Here is a 23,564-nt window from a genome sequence, read left to right as displayed (position 1 = left end):
GCCTGTGGAATAGCTGATCAGCCCTGCTCATAGTTACATCTCCGCCGCTTTCGACGCGACAAAGGCTGACCTAACTTCGCGTCGGTGCGCCCCCACCGGGCGGTCAGGCCGCGTCAGTGCCCGGACGGGGGCTGGAAACGGGGCGGCCGCGGCCCTTCATGCGTGGTCGTGGGAGCCGTGCTGGTGGTGACCTGCGACGTGGTGGGCTGCTGGGTGGTGGTGGTCGGCGCCTGCGTCGTGGTGGTGGTCGACGGTGGGGGGCTCGTCGTGGTGGTGGTCGGCGGCGGGGCCGACGAGGTGTCCGACGGCTGCGTCGACGGCGGCGGGGGCGCCGGGACCACGGTCTCGGTGGTGCTGCCGTTCGGCTCGGTGATCGTCACGGTTTGCGACGTCGGCGGCGGCGCGGGGACGTTCGGCGGCGTGGTGTTGACCGGGTTGGTCTTCTGCCGGCCCATGGTCAGGGCCAGCAGCACGGCGACGAGCACGGCCGCGCCCGCGCCCAGCAGGCTCAGCACCAGCGCGGTGCGTTTGTACCAGGGCAGGCCGCCCGGTCGCGCGGGGTCGCGGTCCTGCGCCGCCGCCGCCGGTCCCGCCGGTCCCGCCGATGCCCATCAACAGCCCACCGCTGCCGCCATCGCCGCCGGCCCCGCCGTTGGCCCCGGTCCCCGCCGCCCCGGGCTGGCCGTTACCGATCAGCGGACGCCCCGTGTAGGCCAGGAAGGTCGCATTGACCGCACCCAGCAGGCCCCCTTGGGCCTGCGCGGCGCGCAAGGGTGCGACCGCGGCCGCCTCGGTCGCCGCATAGGCGCAGCCGGCGGCGGTCAGCGTCTGCGCGAACTGCGCGTGAAAGGCCGCCGCCCGCGCGCTGAGCGCCTGAAACGCCTGCCCCTGCTCGGAAAACAGCGCCGCCACCGCCGTCGACACCTCATCGTCGGCCGCGGACAGCACCCCGGTCGTCGGGCCCGCCGCGGCCGCACTGGCGGCCGATAGTGTCGCGCCAAGTTCGGACAGATTCGTTGCCGCCGAGACCATGACCTCGGGGACCGCCAGCAGAGCAGACATTGTCACCTACCTACCCGGTATCAGTCCCCCGACAGGCAGACTACGACATCGGCCGTCCCGTGGCAGGCTTCCGACCGTCCGCTGCTTGCGGGGAGCCTGGCCGCCGGCGCTTCGTGGCCTCTGCGCCCGGCTGTGCCGCCGCTATAGCCGCTTCGAGGCTTCCGCGAGCACGTCGCGCAGGATGGATTCGATCGTGTCGAACTCGTCCTGCCCGCTGATCAGCGGGGGCGCCAGCTGGATGACGGAATCGCCGCGATCGTCGGTGCGGCAGTACAGCCCGTTCTCGAACAGCTCGGACGACACCCGCGACAGCAGCGACCGGCGCTCGGAGTCGTCGAAGGTTTGCTTCGTGGCCTTGTCCTTCACCAGTTCGATGCCGTAGAAGTAGCCCTCCCCGCGCACGTCGCCGACGATGGGCAGGTCGTGCAGCCTCTCCAGCGTGGCGCGAAAGGCCGGCGCGTGCCGTCGAACGCGATCGTTGAGGCCCTCGCGCTCGAAGATGTCGAGGTTGGCCAGCGCCACAGCCGCCGACACCGGGTGGCCGCCGAACGTATAGCCGTGCGGGAACATGGTTTCGCCGTCGTTGAACGGCTCGAACAGCCGGTCGGTGGCGATCATCGCGCCCAGCGGGGAGTAGCCGGAGGTGAGCCCCTTGGCGCAGGTGATGATGTCGGGCACGTAGCCGAAGTCTCCGATGTCTGACGAGCAGGCGAACATCGACCCGATCCGGCCGAACGCGCAGATCACTTCGTCGGAGACCAGCAGCACGTCGTAGGCGTCGCAGATCTCGCGCACCCGGTCGAAATAGCCCGGCGGCGGCGGGATCGAGCCGCCCGCGTTCTGGACCGGTTCCAGGAAGACCGCGGCGACGGTGTCGGGTCCCTCGAATTCGATCGCCTCGGCGATCCGGTCGGCGGCCCACCGCCCGAAGGCTTTCGGGTCGTCGGCCAACGCCGCGGGCGCACGGTAGAGGTTCGTGTTGGGCACCCGGAAGCCGCCCGGCGTCACGGGCTCGAACGGCGCCTTGTATTTGGGCAGGCCGGTGATCGCCAGCGCGCCCTGCGTGGTGCCGTGGTAGGCGATCGCGCGCGAAATCACCTTGTGCTTACCGGGTTTGCCCGTGAGCTTGAAGTACTGCTTGGCCAGTTTCCACGCGGTCTCCACCGCCTCGGTGCCGCCGGTGGTGAAGAACACCCGGTTGAGGTCGCCGGGGGCGTAGTGCGCCAGCCGCTCGGCGAGTTCGATGGCCGACGGGTGCGCGTACCCCCACAGCGGGAAGTACGCCAGCGTGCTCGCCTGCCGGGCGGCGACCTCGGCGAGTTCGGTGCGGCCGTGGCCCACCTGCACCGTGAACAGCCCCGACAGCCCGTCCAGGTAGCTCTTGCCGCGGTCGTCGAAGATGGTCACGCCCTCGCCGCGAGTGATGACCGGCGGGGTGATGTCGGGGCCGTGCCGGGCGAAGTGCAGCCACAGGTGCTGGGTCATTGCTCGTGAGCGTAGCGCTGGGTTTGATGGCGCGGTTCCTCGCTCGCGCCGTTCCGGCGCTCGCCGTCACCGCGCCGGGTTTGATGGCGCGGTTCCTCGCTCGCGCCGTTCCGGCGCTCGCCGTCACCGCGCTAGGTTTGATGGCGCGGTTCCTCACTCGCGCCGTTCCGGCGCTCGCCGTCACCGCGCTAGGCTCGGTGCCATGACCTCAACGCAGGAGGTCGCCGAATTCGAGGCTCTGCGACCGCATCTCATGGCGGTCGCGTACCGGCTGACGGGCACCGTGGCCGACGCCGAGGACATCGTCCAGGAAGCCTGGCTGCGCTGGGACAATCAGGCCGCCGAGATCACAGATCTGCGTGCCTGGCTGACGACCGTGGTCAGCCGGCTGGGCCTGGACAAGCTGCGGTCGGCCGCGCACCGCCGCGAGACCTACACCGGCACCTGGCTGCCGGAACCCGTCGTCACCGGACTGTCCGACACGACCGACCCGCTGTCGGCGGTGGTATCCCGCGAAGACGCCCGGTTCGTGGCGATGGTGGTGCTCGAGCGGCTGTCACCCGACCAGCGGGTCGCGTTCGTGCTGCACGACGGCTTCGCCGTGCCATTCGCCGACGTGGCGCGGGTGCTGGGAACCACCGAGGCCGCCACCCGGCAGCTGGCCTCGCGCGCCCGCAAGGCCGGCGCGGCGCAGCCACCGCCGAAGCCCGACCCGTCGCACGACGAGGTGGTCGGCCGGCTGCTCGCCGCCATGGCGGCCGGCGACATCGACGCCGTGGTGGCGCTGCTGCACCCCGACGTCACCTTCACCGGCGACTCGGACGGCAAGGCGCCCACGGCGGTTCGGGTCATCCACGGGCGCGACAAGGTGGTCCGGTTCATGCTGGGCCTCATGCAGCGCTACGGCCCCGCGATGTTCGCCGCGTCCGAGCTCGCACGGGTCAACGGCGAACTGGGCTTTTACACGGCCGGCCACCCCGCCGGCGACGGCTACCGCGAGCTCCTGCCCCGGATCACGGCGCTGACCGTGCGCGACGGGAAGGTCTGCGCGCTATGGGATGTCGCCAATCCGGACAAGTTCACCGGGTCTCCGCTGCGCGCGTCGCAGTAGTCGCCGGCTGAAGGTTGCGTACCCCGCGGCAGATTACGGCAGCACGCCCGTTCCCCGATTCGGACGACGGCAGACGAGTCCTTAGCTGGCGCCATCGCCGGAAGCCCACGGAATCCGGCACGCGTCACCCGAGCTGAAGCCCTGCTCGGTGATGCCCAGCGCGCAGTTCATCCGCGCCCGCATGTTCTCCAGTCCGATCTGATAGGTCAGCTCGATCACGCCGGCGTCACCGAAGCGCGCGCGCAGGTCGGCGACCTGCTCGTCGGTGACGGTGTGCGGATCGGTGGACATCGCGTCGGCGTAGGCAATGGCGGCGCGCTCGTCCTCGGTGAACGCGGGAGAGGTTGCGTAGCAGTCGATTTCCCTCAGTCGCGTGACGTCGAGGCCGTCCAGGCGCTGCAGCATCGACCCGAAGTCGACGCACCACGAACAGCCGATCGCCCGCGCGGTCCAGAACACCGCGAGCTCGCGCACGCTGACGGGAAGGGTGCGCGACGCCCACTCGACCATCGTTTCGTGGACCGCGCCGGCGACCATCAGCTTGCGATGGTGCGCGGTGACGGTGAAGGGCTCGGGGACTTGGCCGAAGCGCCGCCTGGCAATCCGGTAGATGGCCCGGTTCAGCAGTCCGGCGCGCTTCGGGGGCAGGGGCTGGATGCGGGTTTTCGGTGTCATACCCGTCAGACGAATTGATCCGCGAAAGTGTGACCATTCCCGCATCGCATGCGGCTAGCCTTTTCCCAGCGAGGGCCGGTGGTGGCGATCGGGGAGAGTCAACGATGACTGTGCTGTTCAGCCGTTGGTGGCGGGGCGATCAGTACGACTGGCTTTCCGGGTACCTCGCCTCGCGGGGCGTCAGCGGCGCCACCCGGGCGCTGATGGCGTTCATCGCGGGGTCGATGGTGTTGTGCCTCCTCGCGCTGCTCGCCGGCTCCGACGGTCCCCGCGGACCGGTGCCGGTGGCGATGACATGGATCGCGGTCGCCGGTGGGATCGCGGGGGCACTGCTGTGGATATGGCGCTGGCCGACGCGCTCGCAATCGGTCCTTTTCGGCGTCACGTGCAACATCTCCGTCGCGCTGGCGTGCCTGGCCCACCCGAACCCGCTGGCCGCGCTCATCGGGTGTGTTGCTTTCGCGAGCTTCGGCGCCTACATGGCGTTCTTCCACACCACGGGAATGGTGCTTTATAACTTCGCGGTGGCCGCCGCCGTCGGCACCTGGGAGGCCGTGTCACTGGCGCGATCGGGCCACACCACCCTCGCTGGGGTCGATTTGTGGCTGGTGATCGAGGTCAACATCGCGCTGCCGCTGGCCATCCGAATCCTGGTGCGCGCCTTGTCGGGAGACCTGCTGCGCGCCGACCGCGATCCTTTGACGGGCTTGCTCAACAGGCGCGCATTTGCGCACGAGGCGCTGGGCATGATGCTGGCCCGACGCGGCATCGACTCCCACCTGGTGGTCATGCTGATCGACCTCGACAATTTCAAGGCCCTCAACGACCGGTGCGGTCACGCCGCGGGCGACCACGCCCTGGTCCAAGTCGCCCAGGCGCTGCTGGCCGCCGCCGACAACCAGGCGGTGGTGTCGCGCAGCGGCGGCGAGGAATTCCTCCTGGCCGGCACGTCGCCGAGCTGCAATGCCGAGTCGCTGGCCGAGCGGGTGTGCGCGGGCATCGCGGCATCCGGCGCGGGCGTCACCGCCAGTATCGGCACCGCCTGCGCCCGCCTCGTCGACACCGGATCCGAACCGCAGTCGGTCCTCGATGCGTTGATCACCGCCGCCGACGCCGCGATGTACCAGGCGAAACGGTTGGGCGGCAACCAAAGTACCCACCACGAACTCTGCGCTTCGCCGGGTGCTCGTCGGGATCGGTCGGCGCCCCCGCACAGGCACTTGTTTTTCGGCGCCGGCGGTGCGGGCGAATTGCCCCCGCAGGACACCGGCAGCGCGGTTCCGCCGTACGAGGGTCGGCAGCGCTGACCCCTTAGCGCGAGAACATCAGGGCGCGCTTGACCTCTTGGATCGCCTTGGTGACCTGAATCCCGCGCGGGCAGGCCTCGGTGCAGTTGAACGTGGTGCGGCACCGCCACACGCCGTCGACCTCGTTGAGGATGTCGAGGCGCTCGGCGGCCGCCTCGTCGCGGCTGTCGAAGATGAACCGGTGCGCGTTGACGATCGCCGCCGGGCCGTAGTAGCTGCCCTCGTGCCAGAAGATCGGGCAACTGGTGGTGCAGGCCGCGCACAGGATGCACTTGGTGGTGTCGTCGTAGCGGGCGCGGTCGGTGGGGCTCTGGATGCGTTCGCGCGTCGGCGGATTGCCGGTGGTGACCAGGTAGGGCTTCACCGCCCGGTAGGCGTCGAAGAACGGCTCCATGTCGACCACCAGGTCCTTCTCCACCGGCAGCCCGCGGATCGGCTCGACGGTGACGGTGAGTTGCTTGCCCGGCTTGTCCGGCAGCAGGTCGCGCATCAGCACCTTGCAGGCCAGCCGGTTGACGCCGTTGATCCGCATCGCGTCGGACCCGCACACGCCGTGGGCGCAGGACCGCCGGAACGTCAGCGTCCCGTCGAGATACCCCTTGATGTAGATCAACAGGTTGAGCAGCCGGTCGCTGGGCAGGCAGGGCACCCGAAACGACTGCCAGCCGCCGGTTTTGGCAAACGCGTCGGGATCTTCGGGGTTGAACCGGGCGATCTTCACGGTCACCAGCACCGCGCCTTCGGGAACGGGCGGCAGCGGTGCGTCGTCTTCGGCCATCAGTACTTCCGTTCCATCGGCTCGTAGCGGGTCTGCACGACGGGCTTGAAGTCCAGGGCGATGTCGCTGAGCAGGTCGGTGCCCTGCTTGTAGGCCATCGTGTGGCGCATGTAGTTGACGTCGTCGCGGTTCGGGTAGTCCTGTCGGGCGTGCCCGCCGCGGGACTCCTTGCGGTTCAGCGCCCCGGCCACGGTGACCTCGGCCAGCTCCAGCAGAAACCCCAGCTCGATCGCCTCCAGCAGGTCACTGTTGAAGCGTTTCCCCTTGTCGTGCACGGTTATTCGGGAGTACCGCCCCTTGAGCGCATGGATGTCGCCGAGCGCCTGCTTGAGCGTCTCCTCGGTGCGGAACACCGCGGCGTTGTTGTCCATCGTCTGCTGTAGCGCGCCGCGGATGTCGGCGACGCGCTCGTTGCCGTGCTCGGAGAGGATGTCGCCCACCCAGCCGAGCACCATCGCCTCCGGATTGGGCGGCATGTCGACGAAGTCGTGCCCGCGGGCGTAGTGCACGGCGGCGATGCCGGCGCGGCGGCCGAAGACGTTGATGTCCAGCAGCGAGTTGGTGCCCAGCCGGTTGGCCCCGTGCACCGACACGCACGCGCACTCGCCGGCCGCATAGAGGCCCGGCACCGTAGAGCTGTTGTCGGCCAACACCTGTCCGGTGACGGTGGTCGGGATGCCGCCCATCACGTAGTGACAGGTCGGGTACACGGGGACGAGCTCGCGCACCGGGTCCACGCCCAGGTAGGTGCGGGCGAACTCGGTGACGTCGGGCAGCTTGGCCTCCAGCACGTCCTCGCCCAGGTGGCGGACGTCGATGTAGACGTAGTCCTTGTGCGGGCCGGCGCCGCGGCCCGCCAGGACTTCCAGAACCATCGACCGGGCGACGATGTCCCGGGGCGCCAGGTCGACGATCGTCGGCGCGTAGCGCTCCATGAAGCGTTCGCCCTCGGCGTTGAGCAGCCGGCCGCCCTCGCCCCGCACGGCCTCCGAGATCAGGATGCCCAGCCCGGCCAGGCCCGTCGGGTGAAACTGGTGAAACTCCATGTCCTCCAACGGAAGTCCCTTGCGGAACACGATGCCGAGGCCGTCGCCGGTCAGCGTGTGCGCGTTGGACGTCGTCTTGTACATGCGGCCCGACCCGCCCGTGGCGATCACGACGGCCTTGGCGTGGAAGACGTGGATCTCGCCGGTGGCCAGCTCGTAGGCCACCACGCCGGTGGCCACCGGGCCGCCGGGGGTCTGCGTGAGCACCAGGTCCAGCGCGTAGAACTCGTTGAAGAACTGCACGTCGTGCTTCACGCAGTTCTGGTACAGGGTCTGCAGGATCATGTGTCCGGTGCGGTCGGCGGCGTAGCAGGCGCGGCGCACCGGGGCCTTGCCGTGCTCGCGGGTGTGGCCGCCGAAGCGGCGCTGATCGATGCGGCCCTCGGGGGTGCGGTTGAACGGCATCCCCATCTTCTCCAGGTCGAGCACCGCGTCGATGGCTTCCCGGCACATGATCTCCACGGCGTCCTGGTCGGCGAGGTAGTCGCCGCCCTTGACCGTGTCGAACGTGTGCCACTCCCAGTTGTCGTCCTCGACGTTGGCCAGCGCGGCGCACATGCCGCCCTGCGCGGCCCCGGTGTGGCTGCGGGTCGGATAGAGCTTGGTCAACACCGCGGTGCGCACGCGCGGGCCGGCCTCCACCGCCGCCCGCATGCCGGCGCCCCCGGCGCCGACGATCACCACGTCGTAGCGGTGTTGGGCGATCACGGGTCAGCTCCCGATGTTCGGGTCGAAGGTCATGATCACGTAGGTGCCCAGCGTCAGGGTGAACAGCATCGACACCGCCAGCAGCGAGTTCAGCCAGAAGCGGGTGCTGTCCTTGCGGCTGTAGTCGTCGATGATGATGCGCATGCCGTTGCCGCCGTGCAGCTGAGCCAGCCACAGCAGGAGCAGGTCCCAGGTCTGCCAGAACGGCGAACCCCAGCGCTGCGCCACGAAGTTGAAGTCGATGCGGTAGACCCCGTCGTCCCACATCAGCGTGATGAACAGGTGCCCGAGCGCCAGGACGACGAGCACCACGCCGGAGAACCGCATGAACAGCCAGGCGAACTTCTCGAAGTTGGGGATGCCGGAGCGCCGCCGCGGCGAGCGTGGATTGTCCAGGCCGGCGGGGCGGTCGTGGCTGCGCTGGCGCACGGGCGCGACCTCGCCCCGTCCCAGCTGCAGGTCGGGGCCGCTCATCGGAAGTGGTCCAGCAGGTGGATGCCCAGCACCACGCCGGCCGGGACCAGCAGCAGCGCGTAGACGACGGCGACGATCCACAGCATCGGCCGTTGGTAGCGCGGCCCCTGCGACCAGAAGTCGATGAGGATCACCCGGATCCCGTTGAGCGCGTGGAATCCCACGGCGGCGACCAGTCCGAATTCCATCAGGCCGACGACCGGGGTCTGGTAGTCGTGGATGACCGCGTCGTACGTCTGCGGGCTCACCCGCAGCATCGCGGCGTCGAGCACGTGCACGAACAGGAAGAAGAAGATCGTCGCGCCGCTGATGCGGTGCAGGACCCAGGACCACATCGCGGGGTCGCCCCGGTACAGGGTGCGGGGCGGGCGCCGCCTGCGCGACGGCGCGTGCGAGGTTGTCGCCTGCGTACTCAACCCTGTTCTCACCGCCTTCGCCGGCCACCCGAGCCGGGCAGTCCAGCCTAACCCGGCCGCCCGGATCGAAGTGCCGGCCAGGCGGCTGAGCGCGCCGCGCGCCGGGGCTAGGGTGACGTTCTGAGAGGACCACCAAGGCCCATCGGATCAGCGGGGTTGCGCATGCCGAACATCGACTGGGATATGTTGCGGGACAAGGCGATCGGCGCCGCGTCGGGCGCCTACGCGCCCTATTCCGGGTTCCCGGTGGGGGCGGCCGCGCTCGTCGACGACGGCCGGGTGGTCACCGGATGCAATGTGGAGAACGTCTCATATGGCCTTGGTCTGTGTGCAGAATGCGGGGTGGTGTGCGCCCTGCACGCGACCGGCGGCGGGCGCCTGGTCGCCCTGGCGTGCGTCGACGGGCGGGGGTCGGCGCTGATGCCCTGCGGGCGATGCCGCCAGGTGCTGCTCGAACACGGCGGCCCCGGCCTGCTCGTCGACCACCCGGCCGGACCGCGCCGCCTCGACGCGTTGCTGCCCGACGCCTTCGGCCCCGAAGACCTCGCCCGGGCATGAACGCCTCGTTCGACGCGCCCACGATCATCAGGACCAAGCGCGACGGCGGCCGGCTTTCCGACGCCGCCATCGACTGGATCATCGCGGCCTACACCGACGGCCGGGTCGCCGAGGAGCAGATGGCGGCCCTGGCGATGGCGATCGTGTTTCGCGGGATGGACCGCGCCGAGATCGCCAGGTGGACCGCGGCCATGATCGCCTCGGGGCGGCGCATGGATTTCAGCGACCTCGGCCTGCCGACCGTGGACAAGCACTCCACCGGCGGGGTGGGGGACAAGATCACCCTGCCGCTGGTTCCCGTCGTCGCCGCCTGCGGCGCGGCGGTGCCGCAGGCGGCCGGGCGCGGCCTCGGGCACACCGGGGGCACGCTGGACAAGCTGGAGTCCATCGCCGGGTTCAGCGCCGAACTGCCCGCCGCGCGCATGCGCGAGCAACTCCGCGACGTCGGCGCGGCCATCTTCGCCGCCGGCGAGCTGGCCCCGGCGGACGCCAAGCTGTACGCGCTGCGCGACGTGACCGCCACGGTGGAGTCGCTGCCGCTGATCGCCAGCTCGGTGATGAGCAAGAAGCTGGCCGAGGGGGCGGGCGCGCTGGTGCTCGACGTCAAGGTCGGTTCCGGGGCGTTGCTGGCCTCCGAGCAGCAGTGCCGGGAGCTGGCGCACACCATGGTCGAGCTGGGGGCGGCGCACGGGGTGCCCACCCACGCGTTCCTGACGGACATGAACCGCCCACTGGGGGCGACCGTCGGCAACGCCCTCGAGGTGGCCGAGGCCCTCGAGGTGCTGGCGGGTGGCGGCCCGCCGGACGTGGTGGAGCTGACGCTGCGGCTGGCCACCGAGATGCTCGAGCTGGCCGGCATCGGCGACCGCGACCCCGCCGAGACGCTGCGCGACGGCACCGCGATGGACCGGTTTCGCCGCCTGGTCGCGGCGCAGGGCGGTGACCTGTCGGTGCCGTTGCCGATCGGCGCGCACTCCGAAGTCGTGACCGCCGAGCGGGGCGGCACAATGGGCGATATCGACGCAATGGCGGTGGGGCTGGCGGCCTGGCGGCTGGGCGCGGGAAGAGTCGCCGTGCAGGCGGGCGCCGGCATCCGGATCCACCGCCGCCCGGGGCAACCCGTGGCCCCCGGCGAGCCGCTGTTCACCCTCTACACCGACACCCCGGAGCGCTTCGGGGCCGCCCTGGCCGAGCTGGACGGCGGCTACCGCGTCGGACCCACATCCCTGGTTTCGGGGGCGGACCTGGTTTCGGGGGCGGACCCGGTATCGGAGGCGGCCGCCCGGCCGCTCATCATCGATCGGATCGTGACGTGACAAGACCGCTGGACTTCGAGCAGATCACCCGGGCGCCCAAGGCCCTGCTGCACGATCACCTCGACGGCGGACTGCGGCCGTCGACCGTCATCGACATCGCCGGGGAGATCGGCTACGACGAGCTGCCCGCCACCGAGGCCGACGAGCTCGCGACGTGGTTTCGCACCCGGTCGCACAGCGGATCGCTGGAGCGCTACCTGGAGCCGTTCTCGCACACCGTCGCGGTGATGCAGACCGCCGACTCGCTGCACCGCGTGGCCTACGAGTGCGTGGAGGATTTGGCCGCCGACTCGGTGGTGTACGCCGAGATCCGGTTCGCTCCCGAGCTGCACATCGACCGCAGGCTGACCTTCGACGAGATCGTCGACGCCGTGCTGGCCGGCTTCGCCGACGGCGAGAAGGCCTGCGCCGCGGCGGGGCGCCCCATCGTGGTGCGGCTGCTGGTGACCGCCATGCGCCACGCCGCGGTGTCGCGCGAGATCGCCGAGCTGGCCGTCCGGTGGCGCGACAAGGGCGTGGTCGGCTTCGACATCGCCGGCGCCGAGGCCGGGAACCCGCCGACGCGGCACCTGGACGCGTTCGAGTACATGCGGGACAACAACGCGCGCTTCACGATTCACGCGGGCGAGGCGTTCGGGCTGCCGTCGATCCACGAGGCGATCGCGTTCTGCGGCGCCGACCGGCTGGGTCACGGGGTGCGCATCGTCGACGACATCGCGTTGCTCGACGACGGCGCCGGAGCCGGGAGCGTGCGGCTGGGCCGGCTGGCATCCATATTGCGGGACAAGCGAATTCCGCTCGAGCTGTGCCCCAGCTCGAACGTGCAGACCGGCGCGGTCAAGAGCATCGCCGACCACCCGTTCGACCTGCTGGCCCGCACGCGGTTCCGGGTCACCGTCAACACCGACAACCGGCTCATGAGCGACACCTCGATGAGCCTGGAGATGTCGCGTTTGGCCGAGGCTTTCGGCTACGGGTGGAGCGACCTGGAGCGGTTCACGATCAACGCGATGAAGTCCGCATTCATCCCGTTCGACCAGCGGCTGGCGATCATCGACGAGGTGATCAAGCCGCGGTACGCCGTGCTCATCAGCGGCTAGCGGGCCCCTTCACGCCCGAAAGCCGCCCGCCCGGGGACCGGGCGAGCGGCGATCGGCCGAATATGTCTAGCGGGGCAGCTTCGTGCGGCTACCGCGACCGGTCACGGCCTCGTAGACCGCGATGAGGACGATCGCGCAGACGACTCCGATGAAGAACGGAATCCAGGCGATGCCGCCGTTGGCGTTGTGGTATCCGAATTGGCTGGCGATCACCGAGCCCAGCAGGCCGCCCACGGCGCCGCACGCGATGGTCATGATCATGCCGATGTTCTGCTTACCCGGCATCACGAGACGCGCCACCAAACCGATGATCGCGCCCACCACGATGGCGAGGATTATCGATCCGATCATTTCAGCTCCTGTCGTAGCGGCGCCCGGGGTAGGCGCCATCTTCGACAGGGGTTCCCCAATCCGATGGCTTCGTAACCCCGTCCACGTTCTCACCCGTGCGCCGCGCCGCCGATCACCGACAACTGGTCGCCCGCCACGCCCATGGCCCGCACCGTGCTGGCGAGGTGTGCCCGCACGGCCTCCCGGGCCCGCGCGAGGTCCCCGTCGCGCAACGCCTCGGCGATGCCACGGTGCTCGTCCATGATCCCGGCCGTCCGGCCGGGATCGCGCAGCGCCGACTCGCCGATCATCCGCATCTGCCGGTCCCGCAGCGACGAATAGAAACCGCGCAGGATGGCGTTGCCCGACTCCTCGAGCGTGACCGCGTGAAAGGCGCGGTCGGCCTCCAGGAACCGGACCCAGTCCGCCGCCTCCACCGCGTCGCGCTGCCGGGCCAGTTCGCCGGCCAGTCGCTCGAACACGGCGGCGCAGGCGGCCGGTCCGCGCTCGACCACCTTGGCCGCCGCGAACTGCTCCAACACCCAGCGGGCCTCGATCACCTCCCGCACCTCGTCGGGCGACACCGGCACGACGAGCGCCCCGCGCTGGGGGTACAGCCGCAGCAGGCCCTCGGCCTCCAGCCGCAGGAACGCCTCGCGCACCGGCGTACGCGACATCCCCAGCGCGGTGGCCACGTCGCCCTCGCTGATCAGCTCGCCGCCCGGGAAGGCGCCGGTCAGGACCTGGGTCTTGACGAACTCCAGCGCACGGTCCTTTGCCGAAGCCACCGATCGCCTCCTTGTAGCTGAGTCGTATCCCAACGACACGCCGAACGACCGTACACCGGCCGGAGCGGCCGAGGGGTTCGGTTGACGCTGAGATACAAGAAAGATACGTTAGAGATGTAAGACGCACGCCCTGCCGAAGGAGCTTCCATGAGCGGCTCACCCATGCACACCGCGGGAACCGATCAATCCGTGGTTCCCAATCTGGACCCGACCATTCCCGCCCCGATGATCAACGTCGCCGAGTACGGCTTCGAGGGCCGGTTCGAGGACTGGGCCGACGACGCCGAGTACTTCGAGTACTCCAAGGCCGCCAACCCGATCGGCTCCGGGCACGTCCCGCGCGTGCCGATCACCCGGTTCGACCCCGACGTCTACCTGCACGAGGGGACCGGCGTCATCCCGCTCGACCTGTCCGGCGAGCTGGGCATCACGACCGGCGCGGCGACCAGCCCGGCGTTGCTGGCCAACTTCGTGCGCATCCGCCCCGGCGGGCAGGTCGCCACCAGCCCGAACGCCACCTCGCAGCTGTACTACGTCCTGTTCGGGCGGGGCTTCGCGGCCGTCAACGGCCAGCTGGTGACGTGGGAGAAGGGCGACTTCCTGACGCTGCCCGCCGGCACCCGTGCGGTGTTCTACGGCGCGACCGACACCGCCATGTACTGGGTGCACGACGAGCCGTTGCTGCGCTACCTCGGCGCCGAGGCGACCCAGCCGCGGTTTCGCGCGACGAAGTTCTGCCGTTCGGACGCGGTCGCCAAGCTCGAGGAGATCGCCTCCCGGCCTGGCGCCAACGAGAAGAGCCGGGTCAGCGTGCTGCTGGCCAACGCCGAACAGGAGCAGACCCTGACCATCACGCACGTGCTGTGGGCGATGTTCGGCGTGCTGCCGCCCAACCAGGTGCAGCGTCCGCACCGGCACCAGTCGGTCGCCCTCGACCTGATCCTCGACGCCCCGGAACACGGCTGCTACACCCTGCTGGGCACCCGCCTCGACGAGCGCGGTGACATCGCCGACCCGATCCGGGTCGACTGGCGGGCCGGCTGCGCGTTCACCACGCCCCCGGGCATCTGGCACGCGCACTACAACGAGACCGAGCACCCCGCGCACCTGATCCCCATTCAGGACGCCGGCCTGCAAACCTACCTTCGCAGCCTGGACATCAAGTTCACCCAGCGCCGCGATCTCGTGGCGGGCTGAGGCGGAACACCCCGCCGGCGAAGAAGGCGAATAAGGTGGCTGGACATGAGGCTGCCTCTGCTGGGACCGGTGTCGCTGACGGGCTTCCAGCACGCCTGGTTCTTCCTGTTCCTGCTGGCCGTGCTGCTGGTGCTGGGCATCTACGTCGCGCAGCAGTTCGCCCGCCGCCGCCGGGTGCTGCGGTTCGCCAACATGGAGGTGCTGGAGCGCGTCGCCCCGCCCCGCGCCAGCCGCTGGCGGCACCTGCCGACGGTCCTGCTCGCCGTCTCGCTGGTGTTGCTGACCACCGCGATGGCGGGTCCGACGTCGGACGTGCGCATCCCGCTGAACCGCGCGGTCGTGATGCTGGTGATCGACGTCTCGGAGTCGATGGCCTCCACGGACGTCCCGCCCACCCGGCTGGCCGCGGCGCAGGAGGCCGGCAAGCAATTCGCCGACGAGCTGACGCCGGCGATCAACCTGGGCCTGGTGGAGTTCGCGGCCAACGCCACGCTGCTCGTCCCGCCGACGACCAACCGCGAGGCCGTCAAGAAGGCGATCGACGGCCTGCAGCCGGCCCCGAAAACCGCGACGGGCGAGGGCCTGTTCACGGCGTTGCAGGCGATCGCGACGGTGGGCTCGGTGATGGGCGGCGGCGACGGTCCGCCGCCGGCGCGCATCGTGCTGGAGTCCGACGGCGCCGAGAACGTTCCGCTGGACCCCAACGCGCCGCAGGGCGCGTTCACCGCGGCCCGCGCCGCCAAGGCCGAGGGCGTGCAGATATCGACGATCTCGTTCGGCACGCCGTACGGCACCGTGGACTTCGAGGGCGCGACCATCCCGGTTCCGGTGGACGACCAGACGCTGCAGAAGATCTGCGAGATCACCGACGGCCAGGCGTTCCACGCCGACAGCCTGGAATCGCTCAAGCAGGTGTACACGACCCTGCAGCACCAGATCGGCTACGAGACCGTCAAGGGTGACGCCAGCCTCGCGTGGATGCTGCTCGGTGCGGTGGTCATGGCCGGTGCGATCCTGGCGGGCCTGCTCCTGAACCGCAGGCTGCCCTCCTGAGCGATCAGACGGGCAGGCGCCGGTTGATCAATAGCGCCAGCCCCGTGGCGATCAGGGCGGTGATGACCGCCAGGCGCAGCCACCCCGAACTTCCCGGGCCCGCCACGATGCGGTAGCCGATCTCGCTCTCGATGGCGTCGTAGTCCTTCTCGAGCTCTTTGATGTTGGAGGCGGTGTAGGACTGCCCACCGGACAACTTGGCGATCATCTTCATCTGGTCGGCCGACACCGGGACGGCGACCCGCTGCCCGTTCATCTCGATCTCGCCGTTCTGGGTACCGAACGAGATCGTGGAGATGGGCACCCCCTGGTCCTTGGCCAGGCGCGCCGCGGTGTAGGCGCCGTCGTGCGGATCGCTGGGATCCGTGGGCTTGTTCTCCCGGCCGTCGGAGAGCAGCACGATGCGCGCCGGAGGCGGGTTGTCGCCCCCGGCGATCGCCGTGGCTCCGATCGCGTGCAGGGCGGTGAAGATGGCCTCGCCGGTCGCCGTGCTGTCGGCGAAGTCCAGCTTTTTCAGCGCCTCCAGCGTGGCCTGGTGCTGCGGCGTCGGCGGCACCAGCAGGTACGGCGTTCCGGCGAAACCGACGAGGCCCAGGTTGACGCCCGGGGTCAGCTGGCCGGCGAACTGACTCGCCGCCTGCTCGGCCGCCTTGAGCCGATTGGGCTCGACGTCGGTGGCGCGCATCGACTGGGACATGTCGATCACCAGCATGATCACCGCGCGGTTGCGCGGGATGCGCATGTCGTGGGTGGGCGTGGCCAGCGCGACGGTCAGCAGGACCAGGCTGAGCAGGGCTACCGCGAGCGGGAGGTGCCGCCACCACGATTGCGGCACCCGCTCCTCGGTGTACCGGCGCAGCCGCCGCCGCCGGCCGGCCTGCACCAGCACGTAGCAACCCAGCAGCACGACCGGCACGACCAAAAACAGCAGCATGCCCGGGCGCTGAAACCCGTACAGCGGAAGCGGACCGATGCCGGGAAGCGACACGTGGCCCACCTTCCCCTACGTCTTGATGACCCGTCAAACGCTGGGGCGCCGTAAGCGCCCTACTCGCGGCGCAGCCGCCCGTCGACGAACTGCTCCAGTTTCTCCCACTCGCGCACCGCCGCGGCGTAGGGGGGAGTGGGCTTGCCGATCGAGTCCGGCTCCAGCACGTAGGCGATCAGCTTACCCAGCGGACGGCTGGTCTCCAGCGCCTTGTCGACGGTGCTCTCCTCGGAGTAGTCGCCGATGTCGCGCAGCAGCTCGACGGCCAGGTCCAGCTGGTCGCGGTCCACGGCGTCCGGGCCGTCGGCGAAGTCGTCGGCCAGCCCGCTGAGCACGTAGATGTTGTCGTCGGTGATGTCGATCGCCAGCGAGCCGTCGGTGGCCGCGGTGCGGATGTCGTCGTAGGTGGCCAGGTCCGACAGGTCGTGGTCGTGCTCGTCGGCCAGGTAGCGGGCCAGCGCGCGCTCCGACCCGAACACGCTGATCCGGCCGTTGCGGCCCAAAAAGATCGGCCGGTCGTCGAGATAGCAGCGCAGCGTGTAGAAGGTGCCCGAGCCGGTCATGATCCGGATCGGGTCGATGCCCACCTTGAGCCAGAAGTCCTCGTCGCTGCCCAGCACCGCGCTGTCGCCGGCCGCGCGGGGTTGCTCTTCGTCCTCGTCGGTCTCGTCGTCCTCGTCGGGCGCGTCGGCTGCCGCGGCCTCCTCGGTCTCCCCGGCCTCCTCGCCGTCGGAGTCGTCGGCGGTCGCCTCGGTCGCCTCGGTGGCCTCGTCGGTGTCGGGCTCCTCGCGCTCCTCCTCGAGCTCGTCGGCCGCCTTGGCCGACAGGGCCTCGTCGACCTCGGGGGTGCTGACGATGTCGTCGATCGCGGTCAGCACGTCGTCCCAGCCGCGGGCGATGATCCCGGCGATCGCGTGCCAGCGCTTCTGGCCCGCTTTGCCGGTGAAGTGCTCGATCCCGCCGCTCACGGTGCCCAGGCTGGGGTTGCCGTTGAAGAACTTCGACACGGCGGGCAGCTCGCATACCGAGCCGATGGACGACACGATCGCCAGCACCCCGGCCAGGGCGGCCACCGACTCCTCGGTCGGCTTCTCCGACACCAGCTCCTCGACCACGACCAGATCGAACTGGTCCTTGTCGGCGGGGGAGAACGTGTGCGCGTGCGCCGCGGCGAAGCCCTCCCACGCCGGGTGGTCGGCCAGGTCGTGGTCGGCGCCGGAGCGCACGAACGCCACCAGGTCGGCGACGGTCTCGAAGGCGTACAGGTCCTCGTCCTTGCCCAGGAACGCCTCCCACTCGTCGCCGGCGTCGCGCCAGCGGGGCGCCCAGATGGTGTAGCGCTCACCGGCGGACAGGCTCAGGCGGATCGGCACGAGGTCAGCAGCCATGCGGGCCAGAATAGCGACGGCCGGCCGGGGCGCCCGACGCGCCCGGCTAGCCCCAGACGTCGGTGATCGCGGGAGCGTTGACCGCGTACCCCGTCTTGGGCAGCCCGTACATCTGCTCCAGCGTGGACAGCACGTTGTAGTGGCTGATCTGCTCGGCGTAGTTGCCGGGCTTCACATGCCCGCCGTAGATGACCGTCGGGATCTGGTTGCGCGGGCCGCCGTCGTCCTCGTCCCACGTCACGATCAGCAGGCTGTTGTTGGCCACCGCCCAGTTGGCGTAGCCGGACAACTGGCTGTTCAGCCAGGCGTCGGCCTGCGGGATCGAGCCGTCGTGCATGTTGTCGTCGTTGTTTGGGATGACGAACGACACCGTCGGCAGGGCGGCGTAGTTGCCCATCGGGAACGCCGAGAACGGCAGCGAGTCCGCCGGCGGCACGTTGGTGAAGTTGGCCCACGGCACGTGCTTGCGGGCGTACTTGCCGGCGCTGCACACCGTCGACCCGGCCGCGGGCAGGCCCTCGGCGAACCCGGCGAACGTGTAGCCGGCGGCGAGCAGCTCGGACGCCAGGTTGGGGGCGGCGCCGGCGTCGACGGGGCAGGTGTCGCTGGTCACGCCGAACGTGCTGCCGGCGAACAGGGCCAGGTAGTTCGGCTCGCTGGGGTGCGTCTCGGCGAACGACTGGGTCATGTTCGCGCCGCCGGCCGCCAGCGCGTTGATGAAGGGCGCCGAGTTGTTGCCGATGATGTGGGTCGCCGCGCGGTTCTCCTCGATCACGATCACCACGTGCGCGGGCTGCGGAAGTGCGGCCGCCGCCAGGCTCACCCGCGGGGCCGGCGGCGTGGCCGCCACACCCGCCACCGCCAGCGCGGCGATCAGGGCGCGGGAGGCCCACCGCGTGAGCATGCCGGGACGGAGCACGCCGCGAGTCTAGGGGCGCTTGGCTGCCGCCGACGGCACCGACGCGGGGCGCGGCGCGATCGTTATATAGGGTCGGGCCCCGTGGAGGTACGCGTCGTTGACCACCCGCTGGCGTCGGCCCGGCTGACGACGATGCGCGACAAGCGCACCGACAACGCGGGCTTCCGGGACGCGCTGCGCGACCTGACGGCGATGCTGGTCTACGAGGCCACCCGCGACGCGGCCACCGAGACGTTTCCGGTGCACACGCCGCTGGCCGAGACGCTCGGGGTGCGCCTGGCCGATCCGCCGCTGCTGGTTCCCGTGCTGCGCGCGGGGCTCGGCATGGTCGACCAGGCGCTCGCGCTGATGCCGGGGTGCCGGGTCGGGTTCGTGGGCGTGGCCCGCGACGAGGAAACCCACCGGCCCACCGGCTATTTGGAGTCGCTGCCCGACGACCTGTCCGGCGTCGCGGTCATGATCCTCGACCCGATGCTGGCCACCGGCGGCTCCCTGACACACACGCTCGGCCTGCTGCAGCGCCGCGGCGCCACCGACATCACCGTTCTGTGCGCCGTGGCCGCCCCGGAAGGCGTTGCGGCCCTGGAGAAGACGGCACCGGACGCGCGGCTGTTCACCGCCGCGGTCGACGACCGGCTCAACGAGATCGCCTACATCGTGCCGGGCCTCGGCGACGCGGGCGACCGGCAGTTCGGGCCCCGGTAGTCACCAGCTTTCGACCGCGCCGACCAGCTCGTCGCGCAGCGCGCGGGCCCGGTCGCGCGAGGCGCGCAGATCCCCGCTTACCGCGTGGCGAACCTCGATGTAGCACTTGACCTTTGGCTCGGTTCCCGAGGGGCGCACCACCACGCGCACCCAGCACGCGTCGTCGCCGCCGGTGAAGATCAGCGCGTCGCCGTATCATTAAAAAAACCTCGCCCACACCGCCGAATCGTGGCTGGCCGCGCACGCCGACGACCTCGTCGAGTGGCGCCGGCACATCCACCGCTACCCCGAACTGGGGCGGCAGGAATTCGCCACGACCCAGTTCGTCGCCGAACGGCTGGCCGACGCGGGGCTGAACCCGAAGGTGCTGCCCGGCGGGACCGGGCTGGTCTGCGACCTGGGCCCCGAGGACAAGCCCCGGATCGCGCTGCGGGCCGACATCGACGCGCTGCCCATGGCCGAGCGGACCGGCGCCCCGTACGCCTCGCACATGCCCAACGTCGCGCACGCCTGCGGGCACGACGCGCACACCGCGATCCTGCTGGGCGCCGCGCAGGTGCTGGCGTCCGTGCCGGAGCTGCCGGTCGGGGTGCGGCTGATCTTCCAGGCCGCCGAGGAGCTGATGCCCGGCGGGGCGATCGACGCCATCGCGGCCGGCGCGATCAGCGGGGTGTCGCGGATCTTCGCCCTGCACTGCGATCCGCACCTCGAGGTCGGCCGGGTCGCGGTGCGCCCGGGCCCCATCACCTCGGCCGCCGATTCGATCGAGATCACGCTGCACTCGCCGGGCGGGCACACCTCGCGCCCGCACCTGACCGGCGACCTGGTGTACGGGCTGGGCACCCTGATCACCGGGCTGCCCGGGGTGCTGTCGCGCCGCATCGACCCGCGCAACAGCACGGTGCTGGTGTGGGGAGCGGTCAACGCGGGGGTGGCCGCCAACGCCATCCCGCAGAGCGGGGTGCTGTCCGGCACCGTCCGCACAGCCAGCCGGCAGACCTGGATGGGCCTCGAGGCGATCATCCGCCAGGCCGTCGACGCGCTGCTGTCGCCGCTGGCGATCGAGCACACGCTGCGCTACCACCGCGGCGTCCCGCCGGTGGTCAACGAGGAGGTGTCGACGCACATCCTCACCCACGCGATCGAGGCCGTCGGCCCGGACGTGCTGGCGGACACCCGGCAGTCCGGCGGCGGCGAGGACTTCTCCTGGTACCTGGAGGAGATCCCCGGCGCCATGGCGCGCCTGGGCGTCTGGCCGGGCGAGGGGCCGCAGCTGGACCTGCATCAGCCGACGTTCGACCTCGACGAGCGGGCCATGCCGATCGGCGTGCGCCTGATGGTCAACATCGTCGAGCGGGCGGCCGAGCCGGCCGGCTGACGGGCCGTCAGTCGCCGCCGGGCAGCAGCCGCTGAATGAACCGGTGGGTGCCCAGCACCACCTTCGCGCGGTCCGGGTCGTTGCGGCGCGCCACGTCGTCGGCGTTGCCGCCGGCCACGTACACGGGGCCGTGCGGCAGCTGCGCCAGCCCCTCCCGGGCCACGTCGGCCGGGTCGGCCACCCGCAGACCGGGCACGTCGAAATTCAGCCCGGCCCGCTCCATCGCGGGGGTCCGGGTCACGCCGAGCACGAGTTCGAGCACGTGCACGTCGTACTCGCGCAGCTCGAGCCACAGGCTTTCGGCGAAGATCCGCCCGAACGCCTTCACGCCGCCGTACACGGTGTGCCGCACCGACCCCAGGTAGCCGGCCATCGACCCGACCAGCAGGATGCCGCCGCGCCGCCGCTCGCGCATCGGGCGGCCGAAGTGGTGCACCAGCGCCAGCTGCGCGCTGATGTTGAGGTCGACGACGCGGCCGAAGTCGGCCAGGTCGCCGTCCAGAAATTGCTCGCTGCACGTGTTGGCCCCGGCGTTGTAGACGAGCAGCCCGACCTCCAGGTCGGCCGTCGCCTCGGCGACCGCCGACACGGCGTCCGGTGCGACGAGGTCGAGGGCCAGGGTGCGAACCTGCACGCCCCGCTCGCGGCAGTGTTCCGCGGTGGTTTGCAGCGGGTCGGGTTTGCGCGCGATCAGCACGAGGTTGCGCCCCGCGGTCGCCAGCTGGGTGGCGAATTCGGCGCCGACGCCCTCTGATCCGCCGGCGATCACCGCCCACGGGCCGTACGCGGCCAGATGTTCCATCCGCGGACCGGTCAGGTCCCCGGGCCGATGTTGCTGGCCGGGCGGGTCCGCAGGTCGTGCACGTAATCGGCCGGGGCGCCGGCGATTTCGGCGGCGTCGGCCATCACGCCGAGGTATCGCGCCGACGGCAGGCCGCCCTCCCAGGCGTCCAGCACGTACAGCCAGGCCAGCACCGGGTCGGTGGTGGTGTCCGAGGAAATCCGCTCCACCCGGCAGCGGATCTTCTTGTGGACGCCGAACTCCGATCCCTCCCACCGGTCCAGGTTGTTCTCGTCGGCCGGCGTCATGTCGTAGAGGACGACGAACACCTTGGAATCCGGATCCTCCACGACGGTGGCCAGGGCGCCCTCCCAGCCGATGTCCTCGCCGCCGAAGGTCAACCGCCACCCGTGCAGCCAGCCGGTTCCGGCCATCGGCGAATGCGGCGCGCGCTTGAGCATCTGCTCGGGATCCATGTTCGACCCGTAAGCGGCGTAGAGCGGCACGGGGAAAGCTTAAACGGCCCGCGCTCGCCCGGTGTTCGCGCCGAGCGCTTCGCGCGGCCGCCGACTAGGTTGTGAACCGTGGTGACCCGCATCGTGATCCTGGGCGGAGGCCCGGCCGGTTACGAAGCCGCGCTCGTCGCCGCCACCTCGCACCCCGATTCGGCCCGCGTCACCGTGATCGACTCCGACGGCATCGGCGGGGCCGCCGTGCTCGACGACTGCGTGCCGTCCAAGACGTTCATCGCCTCGACGGGGTTGCGCACCGAGCTGCGAAGGGCGCCGCGGCTGGGCTTCGACATCGACTACGAGGCGGCCACGATCTCGCTGCCCCGGATCCATGAACGGGTCCGGCGCCTGGCCACCGAGCAGTCGGCCGACATCACCGCGCAGCTGCTCAACGTGGGCGTGCAGGTGGTCGCCGGCCGCGGCGAGCTCGTCGACCCCACCCCCGGGCTGGCCTGCCACCGGGTGAAAGCGACCGCCGCAGACGGCTCCACCACCGAACACGAGGCCGACGTCGTGCTGATCGCGACCGGGGCCAGCCCGCGCGTCCTGCCGTCGGCGCAGCCCGACGGCGAGCGGATCCTGACCTGGCGGCAGCTCTACAACCTCGAGTCGCTGCCCGAGCACCTGGTCGTCGTGGGCTCCGGCGTCACCGGGGCGGAGTTCGTCCACGCCTACACCGAGCTCGGGGTGCCCGTCACGGTCGTCGCCAGCCAGGACCGGGTGCTGCCGTACGAGGACGCCGACGCCGCGCTGGTGCTCGAGGAGGCCTTCTCCGAACGGGGCGTCGAGCTGGTCAAGAACGCCCGCGCTGCCTCGGTCACCCGCACCGACACCGGTGTGCTGGTCACCCTGACCGACGGCCGCACCGTCGAGGGCAGCCACGCCCTGATGACCATCGGCTCGGTGCCCAACACCGGCGGCCTGGGCCTGGAACGCGTCGGCATCGAGCTCGGCCGGGGCAACTACATCACCGTCGACCGGGTTTCGCGGACCTCGGTGCTCGGCATCTACGCCGCCGGGGACTGCACCGGCCTGCTGCCGCTGGCGTCGGTCGCCGCCATGCAGGGCCGGATCGCGATGTATCACGCGCTGGGGGAGGGCGTCACCCCGATCCGGCTGCGCACGGTCGCGGCGACGGTGTTCACCCGGCCCGAGATCGCGGCCGTCGGCGTGCCGCAGTCGGCGATCGACGACGGCTCGGTGACGGCGCGGACCATCATGTTGCCGTTGCGCACCAACGCCCGGGCGAAGATGTCGGGCCTGCGGCAGGGCTTCGTCAAGATCTTCTGCCGGCGCTCCACCGGCGTGGTGATCGGCGGCGTGGTGGTCGCGCCGATCGCCTCCGAACTGATCCTGCCGATCGCCGTCGCCGTCACCAACCGCATCACCGTCAACGAGCTGGCGCAGACGCTGGCGGTCTACCCGTCGCTGTCGGGGTCGATCACCGAGGCCGCGCGCCGGCTGATGGCGCACGACGATCTGGATTGAG

The 23,564-nt window shown here is 70.6% G+C and carries 23 protein-coding genes and 4 pseudogenes; 11 read left to right on the top strand and 16 right to left on the bottom strand.

Annotated features, from left to right (window positions below; translation table 11 throughout):
- Positions 1-113: 113 nt before the first annotated feature.
- From BN971_RS26125 to BN971_RS23735, 3 genes and pseudogenes are all read right to left on the bottom strand, one after another.
- Positions 114-584 (bottom strand): annotated as a pseudogene (locus BN971_RS26125) (Hsp70 family protein); the annotation flags it as partial.
- A gap of 208 nt (positions 585-792) precedes the next feature.
- Positions 793-1,062 (bottom strand): annotated as a pseudogene (locus BN971_RS26365) (PE family protein); the annotation flags it as partial.
- A 141-nt stretch (positions 1,063-1,203) separates the two neighbouring features.
- Positions 1,204-2,547, bottom strand: a complete 1,344-nt coding sequence (locus tag BN971_RS23735) for an aspartate aminotransferase family protein (protein WP_085182142.1) — start codon at positions 2,545-2,547, stop codon at positions 1,204-1,206.
- A 26-nt stretch (positions 2,548-2,573) separates the two neighbouring features.
- On the opposite strand from BN971_RS23735, the gene BN971_RS25235 reads away from it, so the two are divergent.
- Together BN971_RS25235 and BN971_RS23725 are read left to right on the top strand one after the other, a co-directional pair.
- On the top strand, positions 2,574-2,753 hold the full coding sequence (locus BN971_RS25235; protein WP_170322223.1) for a hypothetical protein: 180 nt from the start codon (positions 2,574-2,576) through the stop codon (positions 2,751-2,753).
- Positions 2,750-3,658, top strand: coding sequence for a sigma-70 family RNA polymerase sigma factor (locus BN971_RS23725; protein WP_090350663.1), 909 nt, complete (start codon positions 2,750-2,752; stop codon positions 3,656-3,658). Before BN971_RS25235 ends, BN971_RS23725 begins: the two co-directional genes overlap by 4 nt.
- 81 nt (positions 3,659-3,739) lie before the next feature.
- On the opposite strand, the pseudogene BN971_RS23720 reads toward BN971_RS23725, so the two are convergent.
- Positions 3,740-4,348: pseudogene (locus BN971_RS23720) on the bottom strand (carboxymuconolactone decarboxylase family protein); the annotation flags it as partial.
- An 89-nt stretch (positions 4,349-4,437) separates the two neighbouring features.
- Between BN971_RS23720 and BN971_RS23715 the strand changes: the two are divergent.
- Positions 4,438-5,640, top strand: coding sequence for a GGDEF domain-containing protein (locus BN971_RS23715; RefSeq protein ID WP_085182138.1), 1,203 nt, complete (start codon positions 4,438-4,440; stop codon positions 5,638-5,640).
- A gap of 4 nt (positions 5,641-5,644) precedes the next feature.
- Here the strand turns inward: BN971_RS23715 and BN971_RS23710 are convergent, their stop codons facing one another.
- From BN971_RS23710 to sdhC, 4 genes are read right to left on the bottom strand one after another with little or no spacing between them, the layout of a single operon-like run.
- On the bottom strand, positions 5,645-6,418 hold the full coding sequence (locus tag BN971_RS23710) for a succinate dehydrogenase iron-sulfur subunit (protein ID WP_085182137.1): 774 nt from the start codon (positions 6,416-6,418) through the stop codon (positions 5,645-5,647).
- Positions 6,418-8,172 (bottom strand): succinate dehydrogenase flavoprotein subunit, encoded by a 1,755-nt coding sequence (gene sdhA / locus BN971_RS23705; RefSeq protein WP_085182136.1) that lies wholly within the window; start codon positions 8,170-8,172, stop codon positions 6,418-6,420. The genes BN971_RS23710 and sdhA overlap by 1 nt, the downstream gene beginning before the upstream one ends.
- Positions 8,173-8,175: 3 nt before the next feature.
- Entirely contained in the window at positions 8,176-8,646 is a 471-nt protein-coding gene (locus BN971_RS23700) for a succinate dehydrogenase hydrophobic membrane anchor subunit (protein WP_085182135.1), read from the bottom strand.
- A complete protein-coding gene (gene sdhC / locus BN971_RS23695; RefSeq protein WP_245836948.1) occupies positions 8,643-8,981 on the bottom strand; it encodes a succinate dehydrogenase, cytochrome b556 subunit in 339 nt (112 codons plus the stop codon). The genes BN971_RS23700 and sdhC overlap by 4 nt, the downstream gene beginning before the upstream one ends.
- A 243-nt stretch (positions 8,982-9,224) precedes the next feature.
- Between sdhC and BN971_RS23690 the strand changes: the two genes are divergently transcribed.
- Genes BN971_RS23690 through BN971_RS23680 form a run of 3 tightly spaced genes read left to right on the top strand, consistent with a single transcriptional unit; the run spans position 9,225 to position 12,036 of the window.
- Positions 9,225-9,620, top strand: a complete 396-nt coding sequence (locus BN971_RS23690) for a cytidine deaminase (protein ID WP_085182133.1) — start codon at positions 9,225-9,227, stop codon at positions 9,618-9,620.
- The gene (locus tag BN971_RS23685) at positions 9,617-10,936 is read left to right on the top strand and encodes a thymidine phosphorylase (RefSeq protein ID WP_090350661.1); all 1,320 of its coding nucleotides are present in this window, start codon (positions 9,617-9,619) and stop codon (positions 10,934-10,936) included. The genes BN971_RS23690 and BN971_RS23685 overlap by 4 nt, the downstream gene beginning before the upstream one ends.
- Positions 10,933-12,036: an adenosine deaminase gene (locus BN971_RS23680; protein WP_085182131.1), complete on the top strand. Its 1,104-nt coding sequence runs from the start codon at positions 10,933-10,935 to the stop codon at positions 12,034-12,036. Before BN971_RS23685 ends, BN971_RS23680 begins: the two co-directional genes overlap by 4 nt.
- Before the next feature lie 66 nt (positions 12,037-12,102).
- Here the strand turns inward: BN971_RS23680 and BN971_RS23675 are convergent, their stop codons facing one another.
- Both BN971_RS23675 and BN971_RS23670 read right to left on the bottom strand, forming a co-directional pair.
- Positions 12,103-12,387 (bottom strand): GlsB/YeaQ/YmgE family stress response membrane protein, encoded by a 285-nt coding sequence (locus BN971_RS23675; protein ID WP_085182130.1) that lies wholly within the window; start codon positions 12,385-12,387, stop codon positions 12,103-12,105.
- A gap of 89 nt (positions 12,388-12,476) precedes the next feature.
- Positions 12,477-13,154 carry a GntR family transcriptional regulator gene (locus BN971_RS23670; RefSeq protein ID WP_090350659.1) on the bottom strand — a complete coding sequence of 226 codons (678 nt, stop codon included), beginning with the start codon at positions 13,152-13,154 and terminating at the stop codon, positions 12,477-12,479.
- A gap of 147 nt (positions 13,155-13,301) precedes the next feature.
- Here BN971_RS23670 and BN971_RS23665 point away from each other — a divergent pair, with 147 nt between their 5' ends.
- Both BN971_RS23665 and BN971_RS23660 read left to right on the top strand, forming a co-directional pair.
- The gene (locus BN971_RS23665) at positions 13,302-14,351 is read left to right on the top strand and encodes a cupin domain-containing protein (protein WP_245836943.1); all 1,050 of its coding nucleotides are present in this window, start codon (positions 13,302-13,304) and stop codon (positions 14,349-14,351) included.
- Positions 14,352-14,396: 45 nt separating this feature from the next.
- Entirely contained in the window at positions 14,397-15,404 is a 1,008-nt protein-coding gene (locus BN971_RS23660) for a VWA domain-containing protein (protein WP_085182128.1), read from the top strand.
- Positions 15,405-15,408: 4 nt separating this feature from the next.
- Here the strand turns inward: BN971_RS23660 and BN971_RS23655 are convergent, their stop codons facing one another.
- Genes BN971_RS23655 through BN971_RS23645 form a run of 3 tightly spaced genes read right to left on the bottom strand, consistent with a single transcriptional unit; the run spans position 15,409 to position 18,684 of the window.
- Positions 15,409-16,392, bottom strand: a complete 984-nt coding sequence (locus BN971_RS23655; protein ID WP_085182127.1) for a VWA domain-containing protein — start codon at positions 16,390-16,392, stop codon at positions 15,409-15,411.
- A gap of 59 nt (positions 16,393-16,451) precedes the next feature.
- Positions 16,452-17,780 (bottom strand): protein export chaperone SatS, encoded by a 1,329-nt coding sequence (gene satS, locus BN971_RS23650; protein WP_085182126.1) that lies wholly within the window; start codon positions 17,778-17,780, stop codon positions 16,452-16,454.
- A gap of 46 nt (positions 17,781-17,826) precedes the next feature.
- Positions 17,827-18,684, bottom strand: coding sequence for an alkaline phosphatase family protein (locus BN971_RS23645; RefSeq protein WP_085182173.1), 858 nt, complete (start codon positions 18,682-18,684; stop codon positions 17,827-17,829).
- Positions 18,685-18,780: 96 nt separating this feature from the next.
- On the opposite strand from BN971_RS23645, the gene upp reads away from it, so the two are divergent.
- Positions 18,781-19,404 carry a uracil phosphoribosyltransferase gene (upp, locus tag BN971_RS23640; protein ID WP_085182125.1) on the top strand — a complete coding sequence of 208 codons (624 nt, stop codon included), beginning with the start codon at positions 18,781-18,783 and terminating at the stop codon, positions 19,402-19,404.
- Here the strand turns inward: upp and BN971_RS23635 are convergent.
- A pseudogene (locus tag BN971_RS23635) lies at positions 19,405-19,593 on the bottom strand (phospho-sugar mutase); the annotation flags it as partial.
- A 43-nt stretch (positions 19,594-19,636) separates the two neighbouring features.
- On the opposite strand from BN971_RS23635, the gene BN971_RS23630 reads away from it, so the two are divergent.
- A complete protein-coding gene (locus BN971_RS23630) occupies positions 19,637-20,782 on the top strand; it encodes an amidohydrolase (protein ID WP_090350655.1) in 1,146 nt (381 codons plus the stop codon).
- Between the two features lie 7 nt (positions 20,783-20,789).
- Here the strand turns inward: BN971_RS23630 and BN971_RS23625 are convergent, their stop codons facing one another.
- Together BN971_RS23625 and BN971_RS23620 are read right to left on the bottom strand one after the other, a co-directional pair.
- Positions 20,790-21,584, bottom strand: coding sequence for an SDR family NAD(P)-dependent oxidoreductase (locus BN971_RS23625; RefSeq protein WP_085182119.1), 795 nt, complete (start codon positions 21,582-21,584; stop codon positions 20,790-20,792).
- Positions 21,585-21,595: 11 nt separating this feature from the next.
- Complete coding sequence (locus BN971_RS23620) at positions 21,596-22,069, bottom strand: gamma-glutamylcyclotransferase family protein (protein WP_085182118.1); 474 nt, start codon at positions 22,067-22,069, stop codon at positions 21,596-21,598.
- Between the two features lie 78 nt (positions 22,070-22,147).
- Between BN971_RS23620 and BN971_RS23615 the strand changes: the two genes are divergently transcribed.
- Positions 22,148-23,563 (top strand): NAD(P)H-quinone dehydrogenase, encoded by a 1,416-nt coding sequence (locus BN971_RS23615; protein ID WP_085182117.1) that lies wholly within the window; start codon positions 22,148-22,150, stop codon positions 23,561-23,563.
- Position 23,564: the final 1 nt, after the last annotated feature.

The sequence above is a fragment of the Mycobacterium bohemicum DSM 44277 genome, assembly GCF_001053185.1.
Classification (GTDB): domain Bacteria; phylum Actinomycetota; class Actinomycetes; order Mycobacteriales; family Mycobacteriaceae; genus Mycobacterium; species Mycobacterium bohemicum.
This window is presented reverse-complemented; position numbering and strand designations above follow the sequence as displayed.

What these genes read in the sequence shown, in the direction of transcription:
- BN971_RS23735 (WP_085182142.1), bottom strand. Translation starts at nt 2,547, where the DNA reads ATGACCCAGCACCTGTGGCTGCACTTCGCCCGGCACGGCCCCGACATC.
- BN971_RS25235 (WP_170322223.1), top strand. Translation starts at nt 2,574, where the DNA reads ATGGCGCGGTTCCTCGCTCGCGCCGTTCCGGCGCTCGCCGTCACCGCG.
- BN971_RS23725 (WP_090350663.1), top strand. Translation starts at nt 2,750, where the DNA reads ATGACCTCAACGCAGGAGGTCGCCGAATTCGAGGCTCTGCGACCGCAT.
- BN971_RS23715 (WP_085182138.1), top strand. Translation starts at nt 4,438, where the DNA reads ATGACTGTGCTGTTCAGCCGTTGGTGGCGGGGCGATCAGTACGACTGG.
- BN971_RS23710 (WP_085182137.1), bottom strand. Translation starts at nt 6,418, where the DNA reads ATGGCCGAAGACGACGCACCGCTGCCGCCCGTTCCCGAAGGCGCGGTG.
- BN971_RS23700 (WP_085182135.1), bottom strand. Translation starts at nt 8,646, where the DNA reads ATGAGCGGCCCCGACCTGCAGCTGGGACGGGGCGAGGTCGCGCCCGTG.
- sdhC (WP_245836948.1), bottom strand. Translation starts at nt 8,981, where the DNA reads ATGTGGTCCTGGGTCCTGCACCGCATCAGCGGCGCGACGATCTTCTTC.
- BN971_RS23690 (WP_085182133.1), top strand. Translation starts at nt 9,225, where the DNA reads ATGCCGAACATCGACTGGGATATGTTGCGGGACAAGGCGATCGGCGCC.
- BN971_RS23685 (WP_090350661.1), top strand. Translation starts at nt 9,617, where the DNA reads ATGAACGCCTCGTTCGACGCGCCCACGATCATCAGGACCAAGCGCGAC.
- BN971_RS23675 (WP_085182130.1), bottom strand. Translation starts at nt 12,387, where the DNA reads ATGATCGGATCGATAATCCTCGCCATCGTGGTGGGCGCGATCATCGGT.
- BN971_RS23665 (WP_245836943.1), top strand. Translation starts at nt 13,302, where the DNA reads ATGAGCGGCTCACCCATGCACACCGCGGGAACCGATCAATCCGTGGTT.
- BN971_RS23660 (WP_085182128.1), top strand. Translation starts at nt 14,397, where the DNA reads ATGAGGCTGCCTCTGCTGGGACCGGTGTCGCTGACGGGCTTCCAGCAC.
- satS (WP_085182126.1), bottom strand. Translation starts at nt 17,780, where the DNA reads ATGGCTGCTGACCTCGTGCCGATCCGCCTGAGCCTGTCCGCCGGTGAG.
- BN971_RS23645 (WP_085182173.1), bottom strand. Translation starts at nt 18,684, where the DNA reads ATGCTCACGCGGTGGGCCTCCCGCGCCCTGATCGCCGCGCTGGCGGTG.
- BN971_RS23625 (WP_085182119.1), bottom strand. Translation starts at nt 21,584, where the DNA reads ATGGAACATCTGGCCGCGTACGGCCCGTGGGCGGTGATCGCCGGCGGA.